This window comes from Brevundimonas goettingensis, assembly GCF_017487405.1.
Lineage (GTDB): Bacteria > Pseudomonadota > Alphaproteobacteria > Caulobacterales > Caulobacteraceae > Brevundimonas > Brevundimonas goettingensis.
On sequence record NZ_CP062222.1, the window covers coordinates 718,557 to 741,519 of the forward strand.

Here is a 22,963-nt window from a genome sequence, read left to right on the forward strand (position 1 = left end):
GGACCTCCAGATTGTGGTTGGGTCAGTGACGAGTGAGCAAGGAGCCTTGAGGCCTGACCTGTTGCTCACTCCTACGCTCACTCTTCACCTCTTGCTCACCATGGCGCTCACGCCGTCTTGCGGACCTTTGCTGGCTTGGCTTTGTTCTCCGCCGTCAGTGCGGCGACGCGAGCCTTGCGGCGGGTCTCGTGGCGGTCGAGGACCTCCTTGAGGTATTTGCCGGTCCAGCTGCGCTCGTTGCGGGCGACCTCCTCGGGCGTGCCCACCGCGACGATCTCGCCGCCGCCGTCGCCGCCTTCGGGGCCGAAGTCGAGCAGGTAGTCCGCGACCTTGATGACATCGAGGTTGTGCTCGATGACCACGATGGTGTTGCTCGCGTCGACCAGCTCCTGCAGCACCTCCAGCAGCTTCCTCGTGTCCTCGAAATGCAGGCCGGTGGTCGGCTCGTCGAGGATGTAGAGGGTCTTGCCGGTGGCGCGCTTGGACAGCTCCTTGGACAGTTTGACCCGCTGGGCCTCGCCGCCGGACAGGGTGGTCGCCGACTGGCCGACCTTGACGTAGTCGAGGCCGACCCGGCTGAGGGTCAGCATCTTGTCGCGGATCGGCGGCACGGCCTTGAAGAACTGCCCGGCTTCCTCGACCGTCATGTCCAGAACGTCGGATATGCTCTTGCCCTTGAAGACGATTTCCAGCGTCTCGCGATTGTAGCGCTTGCCCTTGCAGACGTCGCAGGTGACGTAGACGTCGGGCAGGAAGTGCATCTCGATCTTGATCAGGCCGTCGCCCTGACAGGCCTCGCAGCGGCCGCCCTTGACGTTGAAGCTGAACCGGCCGGGGCCGTAGCCGCGCGCCTTGGACTCCGGCAGGCCCGCGTACCAGTCGCGGATCGGACCGAAGGCGCCGGTGTAGGTCGCCGGGTTCGAACGCGGGGTGCGGCCGATCGGCGACTGGTCGATGTCGATGACCTTGTCGAAATTCTCCAGCCCCTCGATGCGGTCGTGGGGGGCGGGGGCGTCGGAGGCCTGATGCAGGCGGCGCGCGGCGGCCTTGTAGAGTGTCTCGATGGTGAAGGTCGACTTGCCGCCGCCCGACACCCCGGTGACGCAGGTAAACAGGCCGACGGGGATCTCGCCGGTCACGGTCTTGAGGTTGTTCCCGGTCGCGCCCGAGATCCTGAGCATCTTCTTGCGGTTGACGGGACGGCGGCCCTCGGGCGGCAGTTCGATCTCGCGCTCGCCGGTCAGGTACTTGCCGGTCAGCGACTTCGGATTGGCCATGACCTCGGCGGGGGTGCCCTCCGCGCAGATCTCGCCGCCGTGGACGCCGGCGGCCGGGCCCATGTCGATGACATAGTCGGCGGTCAGGATGGCTTCCTCGTCATGCTCGACCACCAAGACCGAATTGCCGAGGTCGCGCAGGCCCATGAGGCTTTCCAGCAGCCGGGTGTTGTCGCGTTGGTGCAGGCCGATGGACGGTTCGTCGAGGACGTAGAGCACGCCGGTCAGGCCCGAGCCGATCTGGCTGGCCAGGCGGATGCGCTGGCTCTCGCCGCCGGACAGGGTGCCCGAGGACCGGGCCAGCGAGAGGTAGTCGAGGCCGACGTTGTTCAGGAAGCGCAGCCGGTCGCCGATCTCCTTCAGGATGCGGCGGCCGATCTCCATCTGCTTGTCGGTCATGGCCTCGGGCAGGGCCTGGACCCAGTCATAGGCCTTCTTGATCGACAGGGTGGATATGTCGGCGATATCCGAGCCGTCGATCTTGACCGCCAGAGCCTCGGGCTTGAGGCGTTTGCCGTGGCAGGCGTCGCAGGGCGTCTCGGACTGGAAGCGGCCCAGCTCCTCGCGGACCCAGGCGCTGTCGGTCTCGCGCCAGCGGCGTTCGAGGTTGGGCAGGACCCCCTCGAAGGTCTTCACCGTCTCGTACTTCCGGGCGTTGTCGTCATAGACGAACTTGATCTTGTCGCCGCCCGAGCCCTGCAGGATCACGGTCTGGGCCTTGGCCGGCAGCTCGCGCCATGGCTTGTCCATCGAGAAGCCGTAGTGGGTCGACAGCGCCTGCAGCGTCTGGGTGTAGAGCGGAGAGGGACCGCGCGACCAAGGGGCGACGGCGCCCTTGTGCAGGGTCTTGTCGCGGTCAGGCACGACCAGATCGGCGTCGAAGGCCAGCTTGACGCCCAGGCCGTCGCAGACCGGACAGGCGCCGAAGGGGTTGTTGAACGAGAACAGCCGGGGCTCGATCTCCGAGATCGTGAAGCCCGAGACCGGGCAGGCGAACTTCTCGGAGAAGGTGATGCGGCGGGGCTCCTGACCCTCTTCTGCATTGGCCCATTCGGCGACCGCGATGCCGTCGGCGAGGCCGAGCGCGGTCTGGATACTGTCGGCGTAGCGCGGCTCGAGGCCCGCCTTGGTGACGATCCGGTCCACGACGATGTCGATGTCGTGCTTGAACTTCTTGTCGAGCGTCGGGGCGTCCTCGATGGCGTAGAACTGGCCGTCGATCTTGAGCCGCTGGTAGCCCGAGCGCTGCCACTCGGCGATCTCCTTCTTGTACTCGCCCTTGCGGCCGCGAACGACCGGGGCCAGCAGCAGCAGGCGCTCGCCGTCCGGCAGGGCCGTCAGCTTGTCGACCATCTGGGAGACCGTCTGGCTCTCGATCGGCAGGCCGGTGGCGGGCGAATAGGGCACGCCGACCCGCGCCCAGAGCAGGCGCATATAGTCGTGGATCTCGGTCACCGTGCCGACGGTCGAACGGGGGTTTTTGGACGTCGTCTTCTGTTCGATCGAAATCGCCGGCGACAGGCCCTCGATCAGATCCACGTCCGGCTTGCCCATCAGCTCCAGGAACTGGCGGGCGTAGGCCGAGAGGCTCTCCACATAGCGGCGCTGGCCCTCGGCATAGATGGTGTCGAAGGCGAGCGAGGATTTACCCGAGCCCGACAGCCCGGTCATCACGACCAGCTTCTCGCGCGGGATGTCGACATCCACGCCCTTGAGATTGTGCTCGCGCGCGCCACGCACGCGGATGAAGTTGTGCTTTTCGGTCATGTGTCCGGGGAAACGCGGGAGGGCCGGACAGGGTCCGGGGCAACGGGAGTATATGGGGACTGATCCGGGGGTTTCAGCAAGAACAATGTGGGAACATTGCGGCTGATGACAAGGGGAGGTATCGTCAGCCATGGCCGACGGGTTCGACATACGCATTGAGGGTGAGCAGGCCGAGCGTCTGCGGTCGGCGGCCGAGGCCGTCGGCGTCGATGTCGTTGCCTTCACCCGGGACCTTCTCGCCCAAAGCATGCCGGACTTCGAAGAGGATGATCGCCGTTGGGCGGAGTATCTTCGAACGGGTGAGACGGTCTCGGTCGAGGAAGCCTTCGCGGCGTTCGACGCCGAGGTCGCGCGCGTCCGCGCCCGCAAGGCGGCCCGCAAGGCGGGATGAGGTTCAGGGTCAGGCTGACCCGTGCGGCCGAGTTTGACCTGATCAGATTGGCCGCCTTCCTTGAAGAGTTCTCAAGCGAGACCGCCGATAGAGGGCGGGGTGTTCTACGCGCCGCGATCGACTCCTTGGCTGAGATGCCGGAACGTGTGAACCGGGTTCCCGGCGGCGACTACCGCGATCTGATCGCGCCCTTCGTAGCAGCGGGCTACGCCGTGCGGTTCCGGATCGAGGGGGAGGCGGTGGTAATCGTGCGCATCTTCCATACCCGCGAGGATCGCTGAACCCGCTTCCGCAACCGATTGGCGAGCTTCAAGGCTTCTGCCAAGGTGGCGGTCGAGGGGGAGCTCAACATGTTCAACTATCGTTCGGCGGCCGTGGCCGTTTGCGCCGCGATGGCGGTTTCGGGGTGCGGCGTCGCGCCCGCGATGAAGCCCAATGTTGAACGGGACGCTGAGGCTGACGCCCTGCTGGCCGACATCAGCGCCGGCAATGCGGACGCGGTCCTGGCCCGGATGTCTTCGGAGAACTCGCCGGGCCAGATACGTGCCCAGTTGCCCGTCCTCAAGACGCTTGTGCCCACCGGGGCCGTTCCGGCCGGAACCACCGGCGGCTGGCGCGCAAACGTCGGGACGGCGGGTTCGACCTATGAGCTGAACCGGATCTATGAATATCCGGACCGCACCCTGGCCCTGGCTGTCCTGTTCAAGAAGGAGGGCGAGGCCTGGAAGGTGTTCCGCTTCAACCTCAATGTGACCCTTAAGGAAGGCGCGACGCCGCCGGCGCTGCCCGCGCCCGGTGAGGAGAAGAGCAGCGAGGAGAAGGCTCCCGAGCCGCTGGTCATTCCGGTGGAGCCGAAGCCCAAACCGAACGCCGCCTGATCAGATCGCCGGCGCCGACAGGAAATCGCCGACGTTGAGGGTGATGGTGCAGCGGTAGTCGCCGGCGTTGTCGGTGGAGCAGTCGTCGAGGCCGTAGGGGTTGCGGACGATCTTCTGGGTGTAGCGCCAGGTGCGGCCCTCGGCGACGACCTCGGAGCCGCCGCCGGTCGAGGCCCAGGCGGCGAGGGCGTCGTAGAAGGCGCGGGCCGGGGCACCGGCGCAGGTCAGGCGCAGCAGTTCGACGCCCGGCTCCTTCTCATAGGTCCCGGCGGCGACCGAGGCGGCGAGGCAGTCGGCATAGAGCCTTGCATGCGGCGGGGCCGGTTCGCCCGGGGTGCGGATGACTGTCGGCGGGCCTGAAGGCGCGTCGTCGCCGCCGCCGAGAGTGACGCAGCCCGACACGGTCAGGCCGGCGGCGATACAGGTGATCAGGGGCGTCAGGCGCATGGGGGAGTCCTCCTCAATGGCTCAGCCTGTCACAGAGCCGTGTTCGCCGCCAGCGGGGCGTCGCACTTGCGTAACGGTCCCGGACGCGCCATCCTTCCTGTCTGAGTTTGTTCAGGAGGCTCGACCGTCATGATCATCGCACTGGAAATCGGCACCGCCCTTTCCCTCGTCGCCATGATCGCGGTCTATGTCTCGAACCTCCCCAAGCCCAAGCGCGTCCCCATCCGGGTACGCAATCGCGGACCGCATCAGCGCTGACACGCCTGACGGCCGCCGTCTCTTCGACAATCTGAGCCTCGCCTTCGGGCGTGAGCGCACCGGCCTGGTGGGCCGCAACGGCGTGGGCAAGTCCACGCTTCTGCGCATCCTCGCGGGGGAGCATCCGCCGTCCGGCGGGACGCTCGCGCGCGCCGGTACTGTGGGCATGCTGGACCAGAGGCATGAACCAGGACCGCACGAGCGCGTGGCCGAGACGCTCGGCGTCGGGGCGGGCGTGGCTGTGCTGGACCGGGTGCTGGCCGGAGAGGGGACCGAAGCGGATCTGGCCGAGGCCGATTGGACGTTGAGCGAGCGGATCGAGGACGCCTTGGGTCAGGTCGGCTTGGCCGGACTGGCGCTGGATCGGCTGTCCTCGGGGCTCAGCGGCGGGGAGCTGACGCGGCTGAGGCTGGCGGGGCTGCTGATCGCCCGGCCGGACCTGCTGCTGCTGGACGAGCCGACCAACCATCTGGACGCGGATGCGCGCAAGATCGTCGCCGAGGTGCTGGGCCGCTGGAAGGGCGGGGCGGTGGTGGTCAGTCACGACCGCGACCTGCTACGCCGGATGGACCGGATCGTCGAGCTGTCGAGCCTGGGCGCGGCCGTCCATGGCGGGAACTACGACCTCTACGCCGAGCAGAAGGCGGCCGAGCGGGCGGCGGCCCGGCGGGATCTGGCTTCGGCCGAGCGCGAGGTCGACCGGGCCGCGCGCGAGGGCCGGGTTGCGGCGGAGAAGAAGGCGCGGCGCGACCGGGCGGGCCGGGCCTATGCCGCCAGCGGCTCGGCGCCGAAGATCGTCCTGGGCATGATGGCCGAGCGGGCCGAGGTCTCGGGCGCGCGCGAGAGCGGGCTGGCCGAACGCCGGACCGAGGCGGCGGAGCAGGCCCTGGGCGAGGCCCAGGCGCGGGTCGAGCGGGTGCGGGAGCTGTCCATCCCGCTGCCGCCGACCGGGCTGGCCGCGGGGCGGACCGTGCTGACCATGAGCGGGGCGGCCTGGGATGCACCCGACGGAAGACGCATCGTCGGACCGGTCGATCTCAGCCTGACCGGGCCGCGCCGGGTGGCGATCACCGGGCCGAACGGGGCGGGGAAGACGACCCTGCTGAAGCTGGCGGCGGGCCTGCTGGAGCCGACGGCGGGGACGGTCGAGCGGCCAGTACGGGCGGCGCTGCTGGATCAGGAGACCAGCCTGCTGAGGCCGGAGGAGACGGTGGTCGAGGCCTTCCTGAGGCTCAACCCCGGGGCGACGCCGAACGCCGCGCGGGCGGCTCTGGCGCGCTTCCTGTTCCGCAACACGGCGGGCGACCGCGTCGTCGGGACCCTGTCCGGGGGCGAGCGGCTGAGGGCGGGGCTGGCCTGTGTGATGGGCGGCGAGAATCCTAGTCAACTGTTGATTCTGGACGAGCCGACCAACCATCTGGACCTCGACGCCGTGACGGGGGTGGAGGCGGCGCTGCAGGCTTGGGACGGCGCACTGCTGGTCGTCAGCCACGACCCGGCCTTCCTTGCGGCGATCGGGGCGGAGGTGGAAAAAACCATTGCACTCGAGTGCAATGCCGGAAGTCATTCCTTAGATATTGGCGATACGCGTTTGATCTAAAATCGGTTTCTGAATACAAAACCCTGAATGGCCTTTGCACTCGCGCGCAGCGGGGTGCATCCGGCGGGCGGCGATGTCAAAGACCCGAGGCGAATACTGTACGCCCGCCACGGGCTATGCCTAGCCGAATGCCGCCGGGATCGCTCAGGGCCTTGAATGACCGGGATTTCCCCGGCCGGCGTCTGCCAAGCTGAACGGTGGCTCAACCCCAGCTGGCGACGGCGCCCTTGCGGCGGACGGGCGCCGAGGAGGTTTGCAGGATGGTGCGGGGCTCGGCCTCGGCCTTGCCGTAGAGCCAGCCCTGGGCGTAGTCGACGCCGAGGCCGCGCAGGATTTCGGCGGTGGACTCTGTCTCGACGAACTCGGCGATCGTGGTCAGGCTCAGCGAGCCGCACAATTCGACCAGATGGCTGACGACGGTGCGCGCCTTGGGATCCCGGTCCAGGCCCTGGATGAATTTGCCGTCGATCTTGACCGTGTCGACCGACAGGCCGTGGATGTATTCGAGCGAGGCGGCGCCGGCGCCGAAGTCGTCGATGCACAGTTTGATGCCGGCGTCGCGCAGGGCGCCGAGGCGACGGTTGGCGGCGGCGATGTCGGCCAGGGCGGCGGACTCGGTGATCTCGACGATCAGGCGGCGGCGCTCGTCCGGCGCGGCGGCCGTCATCTTGAGCAGGGCCTCGACATAGGCGTCGCTGGCCAGGGAGGCGCCCGAGACGTTGATGGCGATCTTGAGCAGGCCCGAGCCCGGCTTGCGCAGCCGCTGCAGCGCCTTTTCGGCCACGGCCAGATCGAAGCTCTCGATCAGGGCCAGCTCCTCGGCCATGCGGATGGTGTTGACCGGGCTGGCGTCGGCGTTGAAGCGCGACAGGGCCTCGAAATGGTGCACGGCGCCGGTCTTGAGGTCGACGATCGGCTGGTAATGCAGGTGGAAGGCGCGGGCCTTGACCAGGGCGCGGAAGCTCTCGGCCTCCTGCATGGTGCGGGCCATGGCGGAGTTGAAGGCGGCGTCCGGATTGTTGAGGCCGCCGTCGGCCAGGCAGCCCTCGACCGTGAAGCGCAGGGCGCGCAGGGCGTTGACCGGCGGGCAGTTCGGCAGGTTCGAAGTGGCGCCGGTGACAGACAGCTCCAGCCCCTCGCTGCGTACGGCCTCGCGCACCTCGCCGACCAGATCGCGCTTGTCGTCGCGGTCACGCAGCAGGGCGTAGCGTTCGGGCGTCAGACGGGCGGCCGTGGCGCCGTCGAGGGAGGCGGACTGCAGCGTGGCCTCGACGCGGGCCGTGGCGCGCAGGGCGTCGGAGCCGAGCGCTGACAGGCCACCGATGTCGATGAAGGAGACGGAGAAGGGCCCGCTGTCCGGATCGCTGAGCAGCCCCTTGGCGGTGTCCAGGAACCCGGCGGAATCGAGCACCGGCGGGACCTCGTCCGGCACGCTGGAGAAGACCGGCCCCTCATAGTTGATCGAGCAGGAGATGTTCGGCGCCAGGTCCGGCAGCATGAAGGCGCGGAAGGTGGCGCGGCGGACCTTGCCGTCGCCGCAGGCCAGAAGCAGGGGCACTGCGCTGGTGCGGGCGCCGGGCTTGAGGACCTCCATGGCGCGCGCCAGGATCTTGCCGCCGCCGGGCGCCAGACGGTCGGCGAAGGGCCGGCCCTGGAAGACTTCCGGACCCATGCCGACAGCCGGGCCCATGCCGAGCGCCATGGCGACGAGGCCATCCGGCGACAGCTCGACCAGCAGGTCGGCCGACGCGAAGGCGAATCCCAGGAGGCGTTTGCGGATTTCCATACCCCGACCCTAGATGACGAGGCCTTAAGGCTTCGCCGCATCGGCAGGGTTAACGGCAGGAAAACCGCTGATCGTTGAGCGGCTTTATCAGGCGCTGCGGTTCAGGGTGATGGCGCGGCCGTCGCCGGCGGTGGCCCGGCCCGAGGCGCCGTAGCCCGTGCCCATGGCGCGCGAGGCGGCGACCTCTCCGGCGATGGTCTGGACCAGGCCTTCGGAGATGATCCGGGCGGCCTCGACCGCGACCGAGTGCTTGGCCAGGACGGTGTTGAACCGCTCGGTCGCCTTGACCAGGCGGATGCGCTCGCTGGACGGGGCGGCGGACAGGATTGCCGGGTTGGCCTTCACTTGGGCCGACTCGCGACGGTACTGGTTGGCCAGTTCCTGGGTGACGGGCAGGCTGGCGACGACGTCCTGGGGCCGACGTTCGGCGAAGGCGCGGGTCTCGACTTCGAGGCGGCCGGTCAGGGTCTCGGTCAGTTCGGTCAGGTGGCGGGCGGCGGACGTGGCGGTGTGGGCGTCGGTCATTGCCGGGCCTCCTGCATCTTGAGCATTTCAGACATGATGGATCCGCTCAGGCCGATTCCGCCGGCCTTGACCGTCTGTTTGGCCATGGCGTCGATCATGAAGCTGCGCCAGGTGCCCTCGGCTTCGCCGCCGCCGAAGGGGCCGTCGGTCGACAGGCCCTGGAACATCGGCTTGAGCATCTCCGACAGGAAGGAGGCCTCGAAGTCCTCGGCGGTCTTCTTGATCTGGGCGCGGCGGGCGTCGCTGATGGTGGAGCCGGCGCCCGCGCCGGTGGGGGCGGTCGGGGCGGGGGTCAGGAAGCCGGCGGGGGCGGAGACGGCGGAGAGGTCGCTCATGCTCACATGACCTCGATTTCAGCCTGGAGGGCGCCGGCCGACTTGATGGCCTGGAGGATGGAGATCATGTCGCGCGGCGAGACGCCCAGGGCGTTCAGGCCGTTGACCAGGGTCGAGAGCGAGGTCGAGCCGTTGACGATGCGCATCTCGCGGCCGAGCTCTTCTTCCACATTGACGGTGGAGGAGGGGACGACGGCGGTCTGGCCCTGGCTGAAGGGCGCCGGCTGGCTGACCTGCGGGTTCTCCTGCACCGAGATGGTCAGATTGCCCTGCGCGATCGCGACGGTGGAGATGCGGACCGCCTCACCCATGACGATGACGCCGTTGACCTCGTCGATGATGACCTTGGCCGGGGCGTCGACCGCGACCGGGATGTTCTCGAGGCGGCTGATGAAGCCCGCCATGCCCAACTGGGCCGGGGCGCGCAGGGCGACGACCGAGCCGTTCTCGGCCAGGGCCGACTGGGGGAAGGACTGGTTGATGGCGGCGGCGATACGCTGGGCCGTGGTGAAGTCCGGATTGCGCAGGGTCAGGCGAACCTCGGGCATCGAATCGAGGTTGAAGCCGGTCTCACGCTCGACCGTGGCGCCCGAGGCGATGCGGCCGGCGGTGGGGACGCCGCGCGTCACCGAGGAGCCCGAGGCGCCGCCGCCCGAGACCGCGCCGGTCTGAACCGAGCCTTGCGCCACCGCATAGACTTCGCCGTCCGCGCCCTGGAGGCTGGTGACCAGCAGGGTGCCGCCCAGCAGGCTCTTGGCGTCGCACATGCTGGAGACGGCGACGTCGATGCGCGAGCCGGGGGTCGAGAAGGGCGGCAGCTCGGCCGTCACCATGATGGCCGCCATGTTCTTGGAGTTGGCGTTTGCCCCGCGGATGTTGACGCCGAGGCGCTCGGTCATCCCTTCCAGCGACTGGCGGGTGAAGGGGCAGTTGCGAAGGCTGTCGCCCGTGCCGTTCAGGCCGACGACCAGGCCGTAGCCGACCAGCTGGTTGGAGCGAACGCCCTCGATGGAGGCGATGTCCTTGATCCGCGACTGGGCGTCGGCGGCGGTCGCGCCCGTCAGCGCGGCCAGTCCGATCAGGACGGGAGCGAAGAGGACGGCAAGACGTTTCGACATCGGGGGTAATCCTGACTGTGACCCGAAACACGATGCGAAGATCGTGCCGAATTGAAAGTTCAATGTTTTCAATGATCGAATGGTCAGGCTTGCCGTTCAGGGCGGCAGATTCTGCCCGCCCGTTAACCAAACAGTCACCGTGATCCGGCGAGGATCAGCCATGTTCCGGAGCGTTTGCCCATGAAGGTCACCGGCCCCACAGGCCCGACGTCGTCGTCCGGCGCCCGCTCCACCAAGGCTGCGGGCGGCTTCAGCCTGTCCCAGACGGGGGGCTCGGCGCCCGCCACGGCGGCGGCCTCGGCCTCCAGCGCAAGCGGTGTCGCAGGGCTCTCGGCCCTGATGGCCCTGCAGGGCGTCGAGAGCGCGACCGAGCGCCGGCGTCGGTCGATTCGGCGCGGAAGGGGCCTGCTGGACCGGCTTGACGAGCTCAAATTGGCGATGCTGGGCGGCGACAATGACGCCGAAGCCCTGGAGCGCCTGAGCCGGTCGCTGCGCGAAGAGCGGCCCGAGGATACACCTGAAGCGCAAAACGAGGGTCTCAGTGGTCTGCTGGATCAGATCGATCTGCGCGCGGCGGTTGAACTGGCCAAGGCCGAAGTTCGCCGCAACGCACCATAAAACTTCCGAATCATTGAAGTTTTCGCCTGCTGGCTGAGCCTTGTGATGACAAAATGTCACGCTGGCCCGGTCGCGCGGGTTTTCCCTGATCACGGACGCGCGAACCGCGTTGCCCCGACTCTCGCGTGCGCCTAAAGGCAGTCTGCGCCACAGGGGGGCGTTTTGTAGAAGAGCGTGAGTGCGATGAACGCAGTTGCGTCCATAACTGCCGAAGAGCCGGTCGCGTACCGGCCTTCCGACGACGAGCCGTTCATGAACGAACGGCAGCTGGCCTATTTCAAGCACAAGTTGATGGCCTGGCGGGATGATATCCTGCGTGAGTCCAAGGGTACGGTCATCAATCTGAAGGCCGAGACCGAGAACCATCCGGACCTTGTCGATCGGGCCTCGTCCGAATCCGACCGGGCGCTGGAGCTTCGCACCCGCGACCGCCAGCGCAAGCTGATCTCCAAGATCGAGGACGCCCTGCGTCGGATCGAGGACGGCTCGTACGGCTATTGCGAGGACACCGGCGAACCGATCGGCCTGGGCCGACTGGAAGCCCGCCCGACGGCGACCCTGTCGGTCGAGGCCCAGGAACGCCACGAGCGCCGCGAACGCGTCCACCGCGACGACTGAGGGTTCAGGCGGCCCGCTTCAAGCGATCAAAGCCGCCTGAATATCCGTCTGGTTGAAGTCCGCGCCCTTGTAGAGCAGGGGCGCGTCCAGCTCCCGTGCCAGGGCATAGGCGAAGCAGTCGCCCATGTTGAGCCTGGCCGGGGTGCGTTTGCCGAACGTCTTCTCCGCGTCGCAGGCGAGGCGCGACGTCAGATCGGTCGCCGCGGTGATCCGGACGGCCAGATGCTCGATGACGATATCGAGCTCGGCGACGCCTTGTTCGCCCCGCAGGCCGCGCAGTCGCGTGGCCGCCTCCCAATATCCGACGGGCGAAAGCCGGATGTCGGTCTCGGCCAGCAGAAACTCCTTGAAGGCGTCGGCTTCGGGCTCGTTCAGCAGGATGGCGACGAGAGCGGAAGCGTCGACCACGATCACTTCGGCATCCCGTCGTCGTCGTAGAAGTCGTCGTCGGTCAGCAACGGCCCGACGACGGGCAGGGCGTTGAAGCGCCTCACCGCCTCCTCAACCCCCCGTCGACGTTCGGCGATGTCCGCCTCCCGGCTAGCGACCAGACGCGCGTCGCGCTCGCGCACCATCTCCTCGACCAGGTCGGTGATGGACTTGCCTTCGAGGCGAGCGAGTTCGCGCAGGCGTTCCGCGACTTCGGGCTTCCGGATCTGGACGGGGGCGTTCATGACGGCGGGCAATCTATCATGACGGGGGTCTGATCCCAAGCCACGCCCAAGCCACGCCTTGACTTCGCCACCGCCGTGACCGACCTACGCGCCTCGTTTTCAAGGTCGCCCATCCCATGTCCGTCAAGGTCCGTTTCGCTCCGTCGCCCACCGGCAAGCTGCACGTCGGCAATGTCCGCACGGCTCTGGTCAACTGGATGTTCGCGAAAGGGCAGGGCGGTTCGTTCGTGCTGCGCATCGACGACACCGACCTGGCGCGTTCGACGGCCGAGTTCGAACAGGGGATCGAGGACGACCTGACCTGGCTGGGGATGCTCTGGGACGAGCGCTACAACCAGTCCAAGCGTTTCGACCGCTATGAGGAGGCCGCCGCGCGGCTGAAGGCCTCGGGCCGTCTGTATCCCGCCTATGAGACCGGCGAGGAGCTGGATCGCCGCCGCAAGGTGCAACTGGCTCGCGGCCTGCCGCCGATCTACGACCGCGCGGCCCTGAGCCTGACCGATGAAGATAAGGCGGCCTTCGAGGCCGAGGGCCGCAAGCCGCACTGGCGCTTCAAGCTGGAGGGCAAGCGCGTCGCCTGGGAAGATCTGGCGCGCGGCCATGCCGAGGTCGACACGGCCTCGATGTCCGACCCGGTGCTGATCCGCGAGGACGGCCTGTTCCTCTACACCCTGCCGTCGGTGGTCGACGACATCGACATGGGCATCACCCACGTGATCCGCGGCGAGGACCACGTCACCAACACGGGCGCCCAGATCGAGATCTTCGAAGCTCTGGGCGGTCCCACGCCCGGCTTCGCCCATATGCCGCTGCTGGTCGGCGAGGACGGCTCGGCCCTGTCCAAGCGCCTGGGCTCGCTGTCGATCTCCGAAATGCGCGACCTGGGCTATGAGCCGATCGCCATCACCAGCCATCTGGGCCGGATCGGCACTTCTGATCCGCTGGAAGTCGGCGCCTCGGTCGAAGCTCTGGGCGAAAGCTTCGCCTTCACCAAGATGGGCCGGTCGCCGGCGCGCTACGACACCGCCGATCTGGACCGTCTGAACGCCCAGGCCCTGCACGCCATGGACTATGCGACGGCCCAGCCGCGCCTCGAGGCCCTGGGCGTCGATCTGGGCGAGGCCTTCTGGGCTGTCGTGCGCCCGAACCTGCAGAAATTCGCCGACGTCGTGGAGCTGGCCAAGATCGTCCGGGGCCCGGTGACGCCGGTGGTCGAGGACGCGGCCTTCGCAGCCGCCGCCCTGGAACTGCTGCCCGAGACCATCGACGAGACCGCCTGGTCGGCCTGGACGACGGCGATCAAGGACAAGACCGGCGCCAAAGGCAAGGCCTTGTTCATGCCGCTGCGGCTGATCCTGACCGGCCAGCCGCATGGGCCGGACATGGCGGCCATCGTTCCGCTGATCGGCCGCGAGCGGATGATCCAGCGCCTGAAGGGCGAGACGGCCTGAATGCGAAAAACCGCCTGAAGCGAGGCTTCAGGCGGCTCTCAAATCGTTGGGCTGAAGCCTTTGAGGCTTAAGCGGCGTTGCAGGTCGCCAGTTGTTCGGCGCTGAGGGCGACGCCCTTGTAGGAGAAGGCGCTGACCTGACCGACGCGGGCCACGACGCGGCGGCAGGCGCGCGGGGCCGGCTGGTTGGCGCCGCCCGTGGCGGTGCACGAGGCGCCGTCGCAGCGCCACGAGGCGCCGTCGATGATCAGGGTGGCGGCCGGAGCCTTGGAGGCGTCGGCGAGGGTCAGGCTGGTGGCCGGGGTGTCGGCCAGGGCAGGGGCGGCGGCGAACAGGGCGGCCGCGAGCACGAGAGCGCGCATGGGATGTCTCCGAAGAACGGGTCGGAGCGTCAGGAAATGCGCTCCTGAGACGCCAATGTCAGTTTCATTAGAAAACTGTCAAGCGCGAAATCGTGCGCGATGCACTTTTTTATGATCGGTGATCAGTTATCTCTGATCATGTTGCACGACAGGCGCATCGCCCCGGACCAGCATCTCGATGGCGTCCTCGACCGTGTCGGCGACGCTGTAGGCCTGGAGGAAGGAGGGCGGGCTGAAGCCGCGGGCGACGCTGTCCTCCAGCACGGCGAGCAGGGGCTGCCAGAAGCCGTCGATGTTCAGGAAGATGATCGGCTTGTGGTGCAGGTCCAGCCGCTTCCAGGACAACAGCTCGATGACCTCCTCGAGCGTGCCGACCCCGCCGGGGGCGACGACGAAGGCGTCGGACTGGTCGTACATCAGCGTCTTGCGCTCATGCATGGAGGTGACGACGATGGTCTCGACGTCGTCGAACAGCCGTTCGCGGCTGCGCAGGAAGGCCGGCATGATGCCGACGACGCGGCCGCCGGCCTCATGCGCGGCGCGTGCGGAGGCGCCCATCAGGCCGACGCCGCCGCCGCCATAGACCAGGCGCCAGCCGGCGCGGGCCGTCGCCGCGCCGAAATCCGTCGCGGCCTGGATGTAGGCGGGATCGTTGCCGGGGGCCGAGCCGCAGAACAGGCAGACGGACTTGCCGTCGAAGGGGGCGATGGCGGTGGCGGGCAGGGACATGAATCCTCGAACGAAAGCGGATAACAGGCCGAGACAATCAATGCGGGGCCGGGCTATCTGGGCCGACAGTCCTACAGACACGGCGAGCAGGATGAAACGGCGTATCTTCGTCATCGGCATGACAGTTCTTGCTGGCCTCGGCGGCGTCGCCTGCTCCCCCGCGCCGCAAGGCCGGGCGCCCGAGGCGCAAGCCGCCGCGGGCTGGGTGACGCCGCCGCAGATCGAAGCCGTCGAACGCACCGCCGCGGGCCTGACCGTCCGGGGGCGGGCCGCGCCCCAGGGGCGGGTGGTGCTGCGCGCCGCGGGGGGCACGGCCTATGCGGTGGGCGCCGACGCCAACGGACGGTTCGATCTTCAGGTGCGCTCGCCCGCCAATGACACCCTGTTCCTGGTCGAGACCCAGGACGGCCAGGACGCCTCGCCCGCGCCCTATCGGATGCTGGTGTCGCACGACCCCGCCGGGCCGACGGCCCTGCTGAGCCCCGGCGCCCCGACGAAACGGCTGGACCCCGCCGGGCCGCTGGACGTGGTCGACAGCGACGGTCATGCCTTGCTGGCCTCGGGCCGTGCGACGGCGGGCTCGAGTGTCGCGGTCTCGGTCGCCGGGCGAGCGCCGACGCAGGTCCGTGTCGGGGCGGATGGGCGCTGGAGTCTGGTCCTGACCAATGAGGGCGCCGGGGCGGCGGAGATCGTGGTGGCCGGGCGGCGCTATGCCTATCCCGGACCGGCGCTCGGCGCCGGGGGGGGCGCCGGTGGCGGAGACGGTCTGGCGATGGTCTCCAACCCGCAGGGCTGGTCGGTGTCCTGGCCGGTGCCGCCGCGCTCGCGTCAGGGCAGCTGGTTCCCGGCGGGTTGAGGGCGTTTACCCCGCGTTAAGCAAAACGGCCGATGGAGGAATCGTCTTCTTTTTGGGGACACCACCATCACCGAACTTCTTCAGCCCGGCGCCCGCGTCGGGCTTTTTTCTTGCCCGGATTGCGGGACGTCGGTCGGGCGCGATCAAGCCGCGACCTCCTTCATCGAGACGGCGGGATCGGCCAGTTTGGCGGGATCGACCGGGGTGCCGCGGCCGATCAGCAGGCGGCCGGCCATGAACTCGGGCGGGGCGTTGACGGCCTCGACGCAGACGACCCTGTCGCCGGCAAGGTGGAAGACGGCGAAACGGCCCTCAGGGAGATCACCGCGCACGATCTGGCGGTCGGCGTCGAAGGGCAGGCCGGCGATCTGGAGCTTGATCTCATACTGGTCGGACCAGAACCACGGAACCTCTGGCGCCGGGGCCGGGCGGCCGGTGATGGCGCTCGCCGCTTGTTTGGCCTGTTCCAGGGCGTTGGGCACGCTTTCCAGCCGCATGACCCGACCGCCCATGGCCGGGATCGGCCGATGGGTCATGTCGCCGATGGCGAAGATGGAGGGATTGGAGGTGCGGGCGGCTTCGTCCACCACGACTCCGTTGTCGCAGCTCAGGCCGGCGGCGCCGGCCAGGGCGTCGCAGGCCATTGCCCCCACGCCCACCAGGATGACATCGGCGGGGATCAGCTCGCCGTCGGCGAGGCGGACGCCGCCCTCTTCGAAGCCCGAGACCTCGGCGCCGGTGCGGATCTCGACGCCGTGCGCGCGGTGGTGATCGGTGAAGAAGGTCGACAGGGTCTCGGAGGCCACCCGCTGGAGCACCCGGTCCATCCGCTCCAGCACCACGACCTCGGCGCCCAGTTTGCGGGCCGAGGCGGCGGCCTCCAGCCCGACATAGCCGCCGCCGACCACGGCCATGCGCTTGCCGGGACCGAGGGCGGCTTTCAGCCGTTCTGCGTCCTCAAGCGTGCGCAGCTCGATCAGTTCGGGCCGGTCGGCACCGGGGATGGGCAGTTTGCGGGCCACCGATCCGGTGGCGAGGATGAGAATGTCCCAGGGTTCGACCGCGCCGTCCTCGAAGGTCACGGTCTTGCCGGCCGGGTCGATGGCGTTGGCGGTGACGCCGGTGCGCAGGTCGATCTGCTGTTCGGCGTAGAAGCTTTCGGGGCGCAGCAACAGGGCGTCGAGGTCGGCCTCGCCCTTCAACCAGGCCTTGGACAGGGGCGGGCGCTGATAGGGCGGGGCGTTTTCCGTCCCGGCGAGGACGATTTTCCCCGCGAACCCGTACTGGCGAAGGAGGGCCGCCGCAGAGCCGCCCGCGTGGCCCGCGCCGATGATCAGGACCTTTGTATCTTCGGTAATTTCCACGTGGAAACAGGGCCTTGTCGTAAGCGGCTGCGAGGTTTCCGCCCTATGTAAGACGGTTCGCGGTCGGGCGCCACGGGCGGGAGCCTCCCGAACAGGCTTTGTAACTTTAGGACACTGAGTGTTTCAAATACGCAGTTCGCACTTGCGAAATTGTGCGTCGCAACATAGATTGTCTTTCGACGCTTCGGCGTCATGCCCTTTCCTGGGCGTTTCCTCCCAAATAAACTTTTTATGGCCGCGTCCTCGGACGCGGCCTTTTTTCTGCCCGATCAGGCAGGTTCGCGCCGGACCGGCGCCGGGCCACGGTCAAGGTGACGCTGGAACAGGGTCTGGTAGAAGAGTTGGATGACCTCCGTCGTTTCCCGCCGTCTGATCCTCGGAGCGCTCGCCGCGAGCGGCCTGGCGTCAGCCGCCCGGGCCGCGCCTGCGGGCTTCGACGCGGCGGTCGTGAAGCCCAGTCAGGGGAGGGCGCCCGCCGGCGCGGCCGTCTATCCCGACCTGACCTCGGCCATCGCGGCGGCGCCGGCCGACGGGGCGCGGCCGTTCCGGATCTGGATCGGGCCGGGGATCCATGAGGGTCAGGTCGTGGTCGACAAGCCGTTCGTGCGTCTCATCGGGGCCAGTCGGACCGGCTCCGTGATCAACCATCTGGCCGCCTCGGGACTGGCGGGACCGGACGGGCGGAACTGGGGCACGACGCGGTCGGCGACCCTGTTCGTGCGGGCGGCGGATTTTCGCGCCGAAAACCTGACCCTCAACAACGCCTTCGAAGGCCTGGCGGAGATGACGAAGTTGGGCGGCCTGCGCTCGCACGACGGGGCGGGGCCGCAAGGCGTGGCCCTGATGCTGGACCGGGGCTCGGAGCGCAGCGTGATCCGCGACTGCGACATCCTCGGCTATCAGGACACCCTGTTCGCCAATGTCGGGACGGCCCTGTTCGAGCGCTGCCTGATCGTCGGCAGCTATGACTTCATCTTCGGCGCGGGGCGGGTCTGGTTCGAGGGCTGCGAAATCCGGTCGCGGCCGCGCCCGGGCGAGACGACGGACAAGCTGGATCAGGGCTATATCGTCGCGCCCAGCACCCCGATCGACCAGCCGTTCGGCTTCGTCTTTCATCGCTGCCGGCTGACGAAGGAGGCGGGGACGGCGAGGGCTTCGGTCTTCCTCGGGCGGCCCTGGCGGCCGACGACGGCCTTCCCGGACGGGCGCTACGGCGATCCACGCTTCGTGGCGGCGGCCAGCTATCTCGACTGCTGGATGGACGACCATATCGCGCCGGAGGGCTGGACCGAGATGTGGTTCACGGGCCGCGACGGCAATCCGCGCACCATGCTTCAGCCCGAGGACGTGCGCTTCTCCACCCATGGCTCTTATGGGCCGGGCGCGGCGGCCTTCGCGCGAGGCCGGACCCTGAGCGATTCCGAGGCTGCCGCGATCACCCGCGCGGCCGTGATCCGCGACCTGCGCTAGCATACCGCCTTCCCGAACTGGATCTTCCAGCGGCGTCGCGGCCTCTTGACGTCCGCATGCAACGGGCGCACCCCTAAAGAAAAACATACCACAAACACAAATGGCCCGGGGAAACGCCATGGCTGTTCTGAAGGGGCTCGCCGCCGCCTCGCTCATTGCCAGTGTGGCGGGGGCGGGCGGGGCGCTGGCTCAGGCCGCCGCGCCCGTACCGCAGGCCCAAACGGCCTCGCCTGATCAGGCCACGCTCGCGACCATGACGCCCGAGCAGTTGCGGGCCCAGGCCCAGGCGCGGATCGCCAATCCCAACCGCCCGACCGGCTGGTGGGCGGAGACGGTGAGCCAGCAGCCGGACGCCTGGTACCGCACGCCCGAGGGGCTGACGATGACGGCCAACATCCTGTCCTGGCAGGACTCGACCGGCGGCTGGCCCCTGATGAACACCACGCGCGAGCTCAACCGGGGCGACCCGGCGCAGGCGGGGCCGTGGGGGAGCGACGGCGCCCTGATCAAGGCGACGGTCAACGAGATGCGGTTTCTGGCCCGGGCGTATCGCGCCACCGGCGACGCCAGGGATCTGGCCGCCGTGCGTCGGGGGCTGGGTTTTATCCTGATGTATCAATACCCGACCGGCGGCTGGCCCCATTCCGTGCCGCCGCCTGAGGGCTATGAACGCTACGCCACCTTCAATGACGACATGATCGTGGACGTGATGACCTTGCTGGGCGAGGTCGCGAACGGCGGCGATTTCGCCAGCCTGCCCGAGGCCGACAGGCAGGCGGCGAAGGGAGCCTTCGACAAGGCGCTCGACTTCATCCTCAAGACCCAGATCGTCGTCGACGGCAAACGCACCGCCTGGGCCCAGCAGTATGACGAGGTCACGCTGGAGCCGCGCGCGGCCCGCCGCTTCGAGCCCGTCGCCATCTCGGGCGGGGAGAGTGTCGGCGTCCTGCTGCTGCTGATGAGCCTCGACCATCCGTCGCCCGAGGTCCGGCGCGCGGTCCGCGAGGGCGCCGACTGGTTCGACCGGAGCCGGCTCAGCGGTATCCGTTTCGTGCGCGAGAACGGCGACGGCCTGGTGCGGTCCGACCCCGACGCCCCGCCGCTGTGGGCGCGCTATTATGAGATCGGGACCAACCGGCCGATCTTCGCCGGGCGCGACGGGATCATCCGCTATGACCTCGCCGAGGTCGAGCAGGAGCGGCGCGGCGGCTATGGCTGGTACAGCCCGGCCGGGGCGCAGGTGCTGACGGCTTACGCCCAATGGCGTCAGGCCCATCCCCAACAGTGAGGAAGAGACCGATGGCTGATCTCGATCGCCGCAGCCTGCTGGCCGCCGCCGGAGCCACGGCCGCCCTGACCGCGCCGGGTCTGGCCTTGGCCCAGAGCGCGCCAATCGCCCGCACCGCCCACGGACGCGTCAGCGGCTATCGCAATGGCGACATCCTCGGCTTCAAGGGCATTCCCTATGGCGCGGACACGGCCGAGACCCGGTTCGCGGCGCCGAAGCCGCCCCGATCCTGGCGCGGCGTGAAAGCCTGCACCGCCTTCGGGCCCATGGCGCCCCAGCCGGCCAGCGGGGCCAACAGCGGCTATCTGCCCGACCGCGCCTTCACCACCGACGATACCTCGGAGGACATGCTGAAGCTGAACGTCTGGACCCCCGGTCTGGACGGGAAGAGGCGGCCGGTTCTGGTCTGGATCCACGGCGGCGGCTTCATCAACTTCTCGGCCAACAGCGACCTCTACGACGGGACCCATCTGGCGGCGTTTGGGGATGCGGTGGTGGTGTCGATGAACCACCGGCTGAACAGCTTCGGCTATCTGTATCTGGCGGAATTGGGCCCAGAATCCGAGCGTGGGGAGTTCGCGGACTCCGGCAACACCGGCATGCTCGACCTCGTCCTGATGCTGCAGTGGGTCAGGGACAATATCGCGGCGTTCGGGGGCGATCCGGACTGCGTCACCATCTGGGGCCAGTCGGGCGGCGGGGCCAAATGCTCGGTGCTGATGGCCATGCCGGCGGCGCGCGGCCTGTTCCACCGGGTCATGACCATGAGCGGCCAGCAGGTCACGGTCACCCCGCCCGAGATGGCGACCGAGACGGCGCGCAAGATCCTGACCCAGGCCGGAGTCTCGACCCCCGCCGAGCTCAAGCGACTGACCAGGGACCAGCTGATCGCGGCGAGCCGCGGTGTCTACTACGGTCCGGTGCTGGACGGGCGCAGCCTGACGCGCCACCCGTTCGAGCCCGACGCCACGCCCCTGTCGGCCGATGTGCCCCTGATCATGGGCAATACCCATGATGAGACCCGGCTGCTGATCGGCCCCTCCGACCCGGCCCTGTTCGACCTGAAGTGGGAGGATGTACCCGCGAAACTGACCCGGGCAATCCAGTCCTACATGGGCCAGATGTCGCCGGAGGCGGTGACCGCCTGGTATCGCGACAAATACCCGGCCTATTCGCCGTCCGAGGTCTTCTTCGCCGCGACCACGGCCCTGCGCTCGTGGCGGGCCCAAATCATCCAGGCGGACCGGCGGGCGGTGCAGCCGGGCGCCTCGACCTGGGTCTATCAGTTCGACTGGAAGAGCCCGGCCATGGGCGGCAAATGGGGCGCGCCCCACTGCGCCGACATCCCCTTCTACTTCCGCAACACCCGTGAAATGCCGACCATGACGGGGGGCGGGGAGGATACCCTGGCCCTGGCCGAGACCATGTCGACCGCCCTGCTGAACTTCGCCCGCACGGGAAATCCGAACGGGGCGGGGGTTCCGGACTGGCCGAAGTATGACTCGCCGGGGCGGGTGACCATGCAGTGGGACACCGTCAGCCGGGCCACGCCCGATCCGCGCGGCGAGGAGCGGCGGTTGGTCGGACTGATCCCCTATCGGCAACCCGGCACCTAGGGGCGATGACCGACGCCGTCGTCTCCACGCGCTTCGAGAGCAAGCGCCGGCTGATCCTGGACGAGGCCACGCGGCTGTTCAAGGCGCGGGGGCTGAAGGGGGCGACCCTGATCGACGTCGCCCGCAGCATCGGCCTGAGCAACACCAGCGTCAGCTACTATTTCCCGCGCCGCGACGACCTGGCGGCGGCCTGTTTCTTTCGGACCATCGCGGCCTATGACGGTCTGCTGGATGCGGTTGAGCCGACGGAGGCGGGGGAGGGGCGGATCCGCGCCTTCCTGGATCTGCATTTCGACCATCTGGCGCGGATGGCGCGGGGGCAGGCGCCGGACCTGATCGGCTTCAGCGACCTCAGCGCCCTGACGGGGCCTCAGGCCGAGGCCGTGTTCGACGCCTTCGAAAACCTGTTCCGGCGGGCGCGGCGGGTGCTGATCGGGCCGCCGCGCGCGGGCGACACCCGGTCGGGACGCAACGCGCGAGCGCATCTGCTGCTGTCGGTGGTCTTTGGCGCAGCCCACTGGGCGCGGGAGTTCGAGCCGGAGGACCTGCCCCGGATCGCGGCGCGGGCGGCGGACATCCTGCTGAACGGCCTCGTGACGGCGGACGCCGCCTGGCCGCCCGAGCCGCTGGACTTCGACGCCGGATCAGATGACGGACCGCGCGAGGCCTTTTTGCGCGCCGCGACCCGGCTGCTCAACGAAAAGGGCTATCAGGGCGCCTCGGTCAGCCAGATTTCGGCGCGGCTCGGGGTGACCAAGGGCTCCTTCTACCACCACCTCGACACCAAGGCGGATCTGGTCGGCGACTGTTTCGAACGCAGTTTCGGCATCGTGCGCCGGGCCCAGGACGCGGGTTTCGCGCTGGAGGTGACGGGCTGGGAGAGGCTGTCGCGGACGGTCGCGGCCCTGATCCGGCGTCAGCTGTCCGATCAGGGGCCGTTGCTGCGCCACACCGCCCTCAGCGCCGCGCCGGAGGAAGTGCGGTCCGACATCGCGACCTCGACCCGCCGGGTCGGCGACCGCTTCGGCCAGATGGTCGCCAACGGAATGATCGACGGCTCAATCCGCGCGGTGGACCAGACCCTGGCCGCCCGGATGCTGGACGACATGATCAACGCCGCCGCCGAGCTGTGGCGCTGGGCCCCGGATCTGGACGCCGACAGCGCGGTGGCGGACTACGCCCGGCCGATGATGTTCGGTCTGGAGGCCTAAGATCGGCGGATATTGCAACAAAGCCTGACAGTATGACGCCTTGCGTCGCCGGGCGTCTGGCCTCAACGATGATCGGGCGGAAAAGCCGCGAGTGCAGGGCCATGTCAGGAACCCAGGACAAGCTGACGGAACGCGAGCGCGAATGCCTGCGCCTCGTTCATGCGCACCTGAACTCCAAACAGATCGCGCGCGAACTGGGCATCAAGCCGGGCACGGTGGATCGGCATTGCGAGAACGCGGTCCGCAAGCTTCAGGCCGGGAACCGCATCGACGCGGCCCTGCGTCTGGCGGCCTGGGAGACGGTTGGGACCGATTCCCAATCCGA

24 protein-coding genes and 1 pseudogene are annotated in these 22,963 nt (G+C 68.5%); 14 read left to right on the forward strand and 11 right to left on the reverse strand.

Annotated features, from left to right (window positions below; translation table 11 throughout):
* Positions 1–107: 107 nt before the first annotated feature.
* Positions 108–3,044, reverse strand: coding sequence for an excinuclease ABC subunit UvrA (uvrA, locus tag IFJ75_RS03580; RefSeq protein WP_207871322.1), 2,937 nt, complete (start codon positions 3,042–3,044; stop codon positions 108–110).
* Between the two features lie 130 nt (positions 3,045–3,174).
* On the opposite strand from uvrA, the gene IFJ75_RS03585 reads away from it, so the two are divergent.
* From IFJ75_RS03585 to IFJ75_RS03595, 3 genes are all read left to right on the forward strand, one after another.
* Positions 3,175–3,435 carry a hypothetical protein gene (locus IFJ75_RS03585; protein ID WP_207871323.1) on the forward strand — a complete coding sequence of 87 codons (261 nt, stop codon included), beginning with the start codon at positions 3,175–3,177 and terminating at the stop codon, positions 3,433–3,435.
* Entirely contained in the window at positions 3,432–3,716 is a 285-nt protein-coding gene (locus IFJ75_RS03590; protein ID WP_225896973.1) for a type II toxin-antitoxin system RelE/ParE family toxin, read from the forward strand. The genes IFJ75_RS03585 and IFJ75_RS03590 overlap by 4 nt, the downstream gene beginning before the upstream one ends.
* 69 nt (positions 3,717–3,785) lie before the next feature.
* Entirely contained in the window at positions 3,786–4,313 is a 528-nt protein-coding gene (locus IFJ75_RS03595; RefSeq protein ID WP_207871327.1) for a hypothetical protein, read from the forward strand.
* Here IFJ75_RS03595 and IFJ75_RS03600 read toward each other — a convergent pair whose 3' ends face one another.
* A complete protein-coding gene (locus IFJ75_RS03600) occupies positions 4,314–4,760 on the reverse strand; it encodes a hypothetical protein (RefSeq protein WP_207871329.1) in 447 nt (148 codons plus the stop codon). It abuts the gene before it with no gap.
* 129 nt (positions 4,761–4,889) lie between these two features.
* On the opposite strand from IFJ75_RS03600, the gene IFJ75_RS19895 reads away from it, so the two are divergent.
* Complete coding sequence (locus IFJ75_RS19895) at positions 4,890–5,018, forward strand: hypothetical protein (RefSeq protein WP_263973013.1); 129 nt, start codon at positions 4,890–4,892, stop codon at positions 5,016–5,018.
* A gap of 67 nt (positions 5,019–5,085) precedes the next feature.
* Positions 5,086–6,618, forward strand: coding sequence for an ABC-F family ATP-binding cassette domain-containing protein (locus tag IFJ75_RS03605; RefSeq protein WP_263973014.1), 1,533 nt, complete (start codon positions 5,086–5,088; stop codon positions 6,616–6,618).
* Between the two features lie 202 nt (positions 6,619–6,820).
* Here the strand turns inward: IFJ75_RS03605 and IFJ75_RS03610 are convergent, their stop codons facing one another.
* From IFJ75_RS03610 to IFJ75_RS03625, 4 genes are all read right to left on the reverse strand, one after another.
* Positions 6,821–8,404 carry an EAL domain-containing protein gene (locus tag IFJ75_RS03610; protein ID WP_207871331.1) on the reverse strand — a complete coding sequence of 528 codons (1,584 nt, stop codon included), beginning with the start codon at positions 8,402–8,404 and terminating at the stop codon, positions 6,821–6,823.
* Positions 8,405–8,491: 87 nt separating this feature from the next.
* On the reverse strand, positions 8,492–8,929 hold the full coding sequence (locus IFJ75_RS03615) for a flagellar basal-body protein FlbY (RefSeq protein ID WP_207871332.1): 438 nt from the start codon (positions 8,927–8,929) through the stop codon (positions 8,492–8,494).
* Entirely contained in the window at positions 8,926–9,264 is a 339-nt protein-coding gene (locus IFJ75_RS03620; RefSeq protein WP_207871334.1) for a rod-binding protein, read from the reverse strand. Before IFJ75_RS03620 ends, IFJ75_RS03615 begins: the two co-directional genes overlap by 4 nt.
* Before the next feature lie 2 nt (positions 9,265–9,266).
* Positions 9,267–10,382: a flagellar basal body P-ring protein FlgI gene (locus tag IFJ75_RS03625; RefSeq protein WP_207871335.1), complete on the reverse strand. Its 1,116-nt coding sequence runs from the start codon at positions 10,380–10,382 to the stop codon at positions 9,267–9,269.
* A 180-nt stretch (positions 10,383–10,562) separates the two neighbouring features.
* Between IFJ75_RS03625 and IFJ75_RS03630 the strand changes: the two genes are divergently transcribed.
* Complete coding sequence (locus tag IFJ75_RS03630; RefSeq protein WP_207871338.1) at positions 10,563–11,000, forward strand: flagellar assembly protein FliX; 438 nt, start codon at positions 10,563–10,565, stop codon at positions 10,998–11,000.
* Positions 11,001–11,183: 183 nt separating this feature from the next.
* Positions 11,184–11,618, forward strand: coding sequence for an RNA polymerase-binding protein DksA (dksA, locus tag IFJ75_RS03635; RefSeq protein ID WP_207871340.1), 435 nt, complete (start codon positions 11,184–11,186; stop codon positions 11,616–11,618).
* Positions 11,619–11,636: 18 nt separating this feature from the next.
* Here the strand turns inward: dksA and IFJ75_RS03640 are convergent, their stop codons facing one another.
* Together IFJ75_RS03640 and IFJ75_RS03645 are read right to left on the reverse strand one after the other, a co-directional pair.
* Positions 11,637–12,026 (reverse strand): type II toxin-antitoxin system VapC family toxin, encoded by a 390-nt coding sequence (locus IFJ75_RS03640; RefSeq protein WP_207871342.1) that lies wholly within the window; start codon positions 12,024–12,026, stop codon positions 11,637–11,639.
* A 2-nt stretch (positions 12,027–12,028) separates the two neighbouring features.
* Entirely contained in the window at positions 12,029–12,292 is a 264-nt protein-coding gene (locus IFJ75_RS03645) for a type II toxin-antitoxin system VapB family antitoxin (RefSeq protein WP_207871344.1), read from the reverse strand.
* 116 nt (positions 12,293–12,408) lie between these two features.
* Between IFJ75_RS03645 and gltX the strand changes: the two genes are divergently transcribed.
* Entirely contained in the window at positions 12,409–13,743 is a 1,335-nt protein-coding gene (gene gltX, locus IFJ75_RS03650; RefSeq protein ID WP_207871346.1) for a glutamate--tRNA ligase, read from the forward strand.
* A gap of 67 nt (positions 13,744–13,810) precedes the next feature.
* Here gltX and IFJ75_RS03655 read toward each other — a convergent pair whose 3' ends face one another.
* Complete coding sequence (locus IFJ75_RS03655) at positions 13,811–14,104, reverse strand: CC_3452 family protein (RefSeq protein ID WP_207871347.1); 294 nt, start codon at positions 14,102–14,104, stop codon at positions 13,811–13,813.
* Between the two features lie 126 nt (positions 14,105–14,230).
* Positions 14,231–14,833 (reverse strand): LOG family protein, encoded by a 603-nt coding sequence (locus IFJ75_RS03660; RefSeq protein WP_207871349.1) that lies wholly within the window; start codon positions 14,831–14,833, stop codon positions 14,231–14,233.
* Positions 14,834–14,924: 91 nt separating this feature from the next.
* Here IFJ75_RS03660 and IFJ75_RS03665 point away from each other — a divergent pair, with 91 nt between their 5' ends.
* Positions 14,925–15,689 (forward strand): hypothetical protein, encoded by a 765-nt coding sequence (locus tag IFJ75_RS03665; RefSeq protein WP_207871351.1) that lies wholly within the window; start codon positions 14,925–14,927, stop codon positions 15,687–15,689.
* 143 nt (positions 15,690–15,832) lie between these two features.
* Here the strand turns inward: IFJ75_RS03665 and IFJ75_RS03670 are convergent, their stop codons facing one another.
* Positions 15,833–17,053, reverse strand: a complete 1,221-nt coding sequence (locus IFJ75_RS03670; RefSeq protein ID WP_207871353.1) for an NAD(P)/FAD-dependent oxidoreductase — start codon at positions 17,051–17,053, stop codon at positions 15,833–15,835.
* Positions 17,054–17,398: 345 nt separating this feature from the next.
* Here IFJ75_RS03670 and IFJ75_RS03675 point away from each other — a divergent pair, with 345 nt between their 5' ends.
* The 5 genes and pseudogenes from IFJ75_RS03675 to IFJ75_RS19645 form a co-directional block, all read left to right on the forward strand.
* Positions 17,399–18,523, forward strand: coding sequence for a pectinesterase family protein (locus IFJ75_RS03675; RefSeq protein ID WP_207871355.1), 1,125 nt, complete (start codon positions 17,399–17,401; stop codon positions 18,521–18,523).
* Between the two features lie 118 nt (positions 18,524–18,641).
* Complete coding sequence (pelA, locus tag IFJ75_RS03680; RefSeq protein ID WP_207871358.1) at positions 18,642–19,811, forward strand: pectate lyase; 1,170 nt, start codon at positions 18,642–18,644, stop codon at positions 19,809–19,811.
* An 11-nt stretch (positions 19,812–19,822) separates the two neighbouring features.
* Positions 19,823–21,427: a carboxylesterase/lipase family protein gene (locus IFJ75_RS03685; RefSeq protein ID WP_207871360.1), complete on the forward strand. Its 1,605-nt coding sequence runs from the start codon at positions 19,823–19,825 to the stop codon at positions 21,425–21,427.
* A gap of 5 nt (positions 21,428–21,432) precedes the next feature.
* The gene (locus IFJ75_RS03690; protein WP_207871362.1) at positions 21,433–22,638 is read left to right on the forward strand and encodes a TetR/AcrR family transcriptional regulator; all 1,206 of its coding nucleotides are present in this window, start codon (positions 21,433–21,435) and stop codon (positions 22,636–22,638) included.
* Positions 22,639–22,739: 101 nt separating this feature from the next.
* Positions 22,740–22,859, forward strand: a pseudogene (locus IFJ75_RS19645) (LuxR C-terminal-related transcriptional regulator); the annotation flags it as partial.
* Positions 22,860–22,963 lie beyond the last annotated feature (104 nt).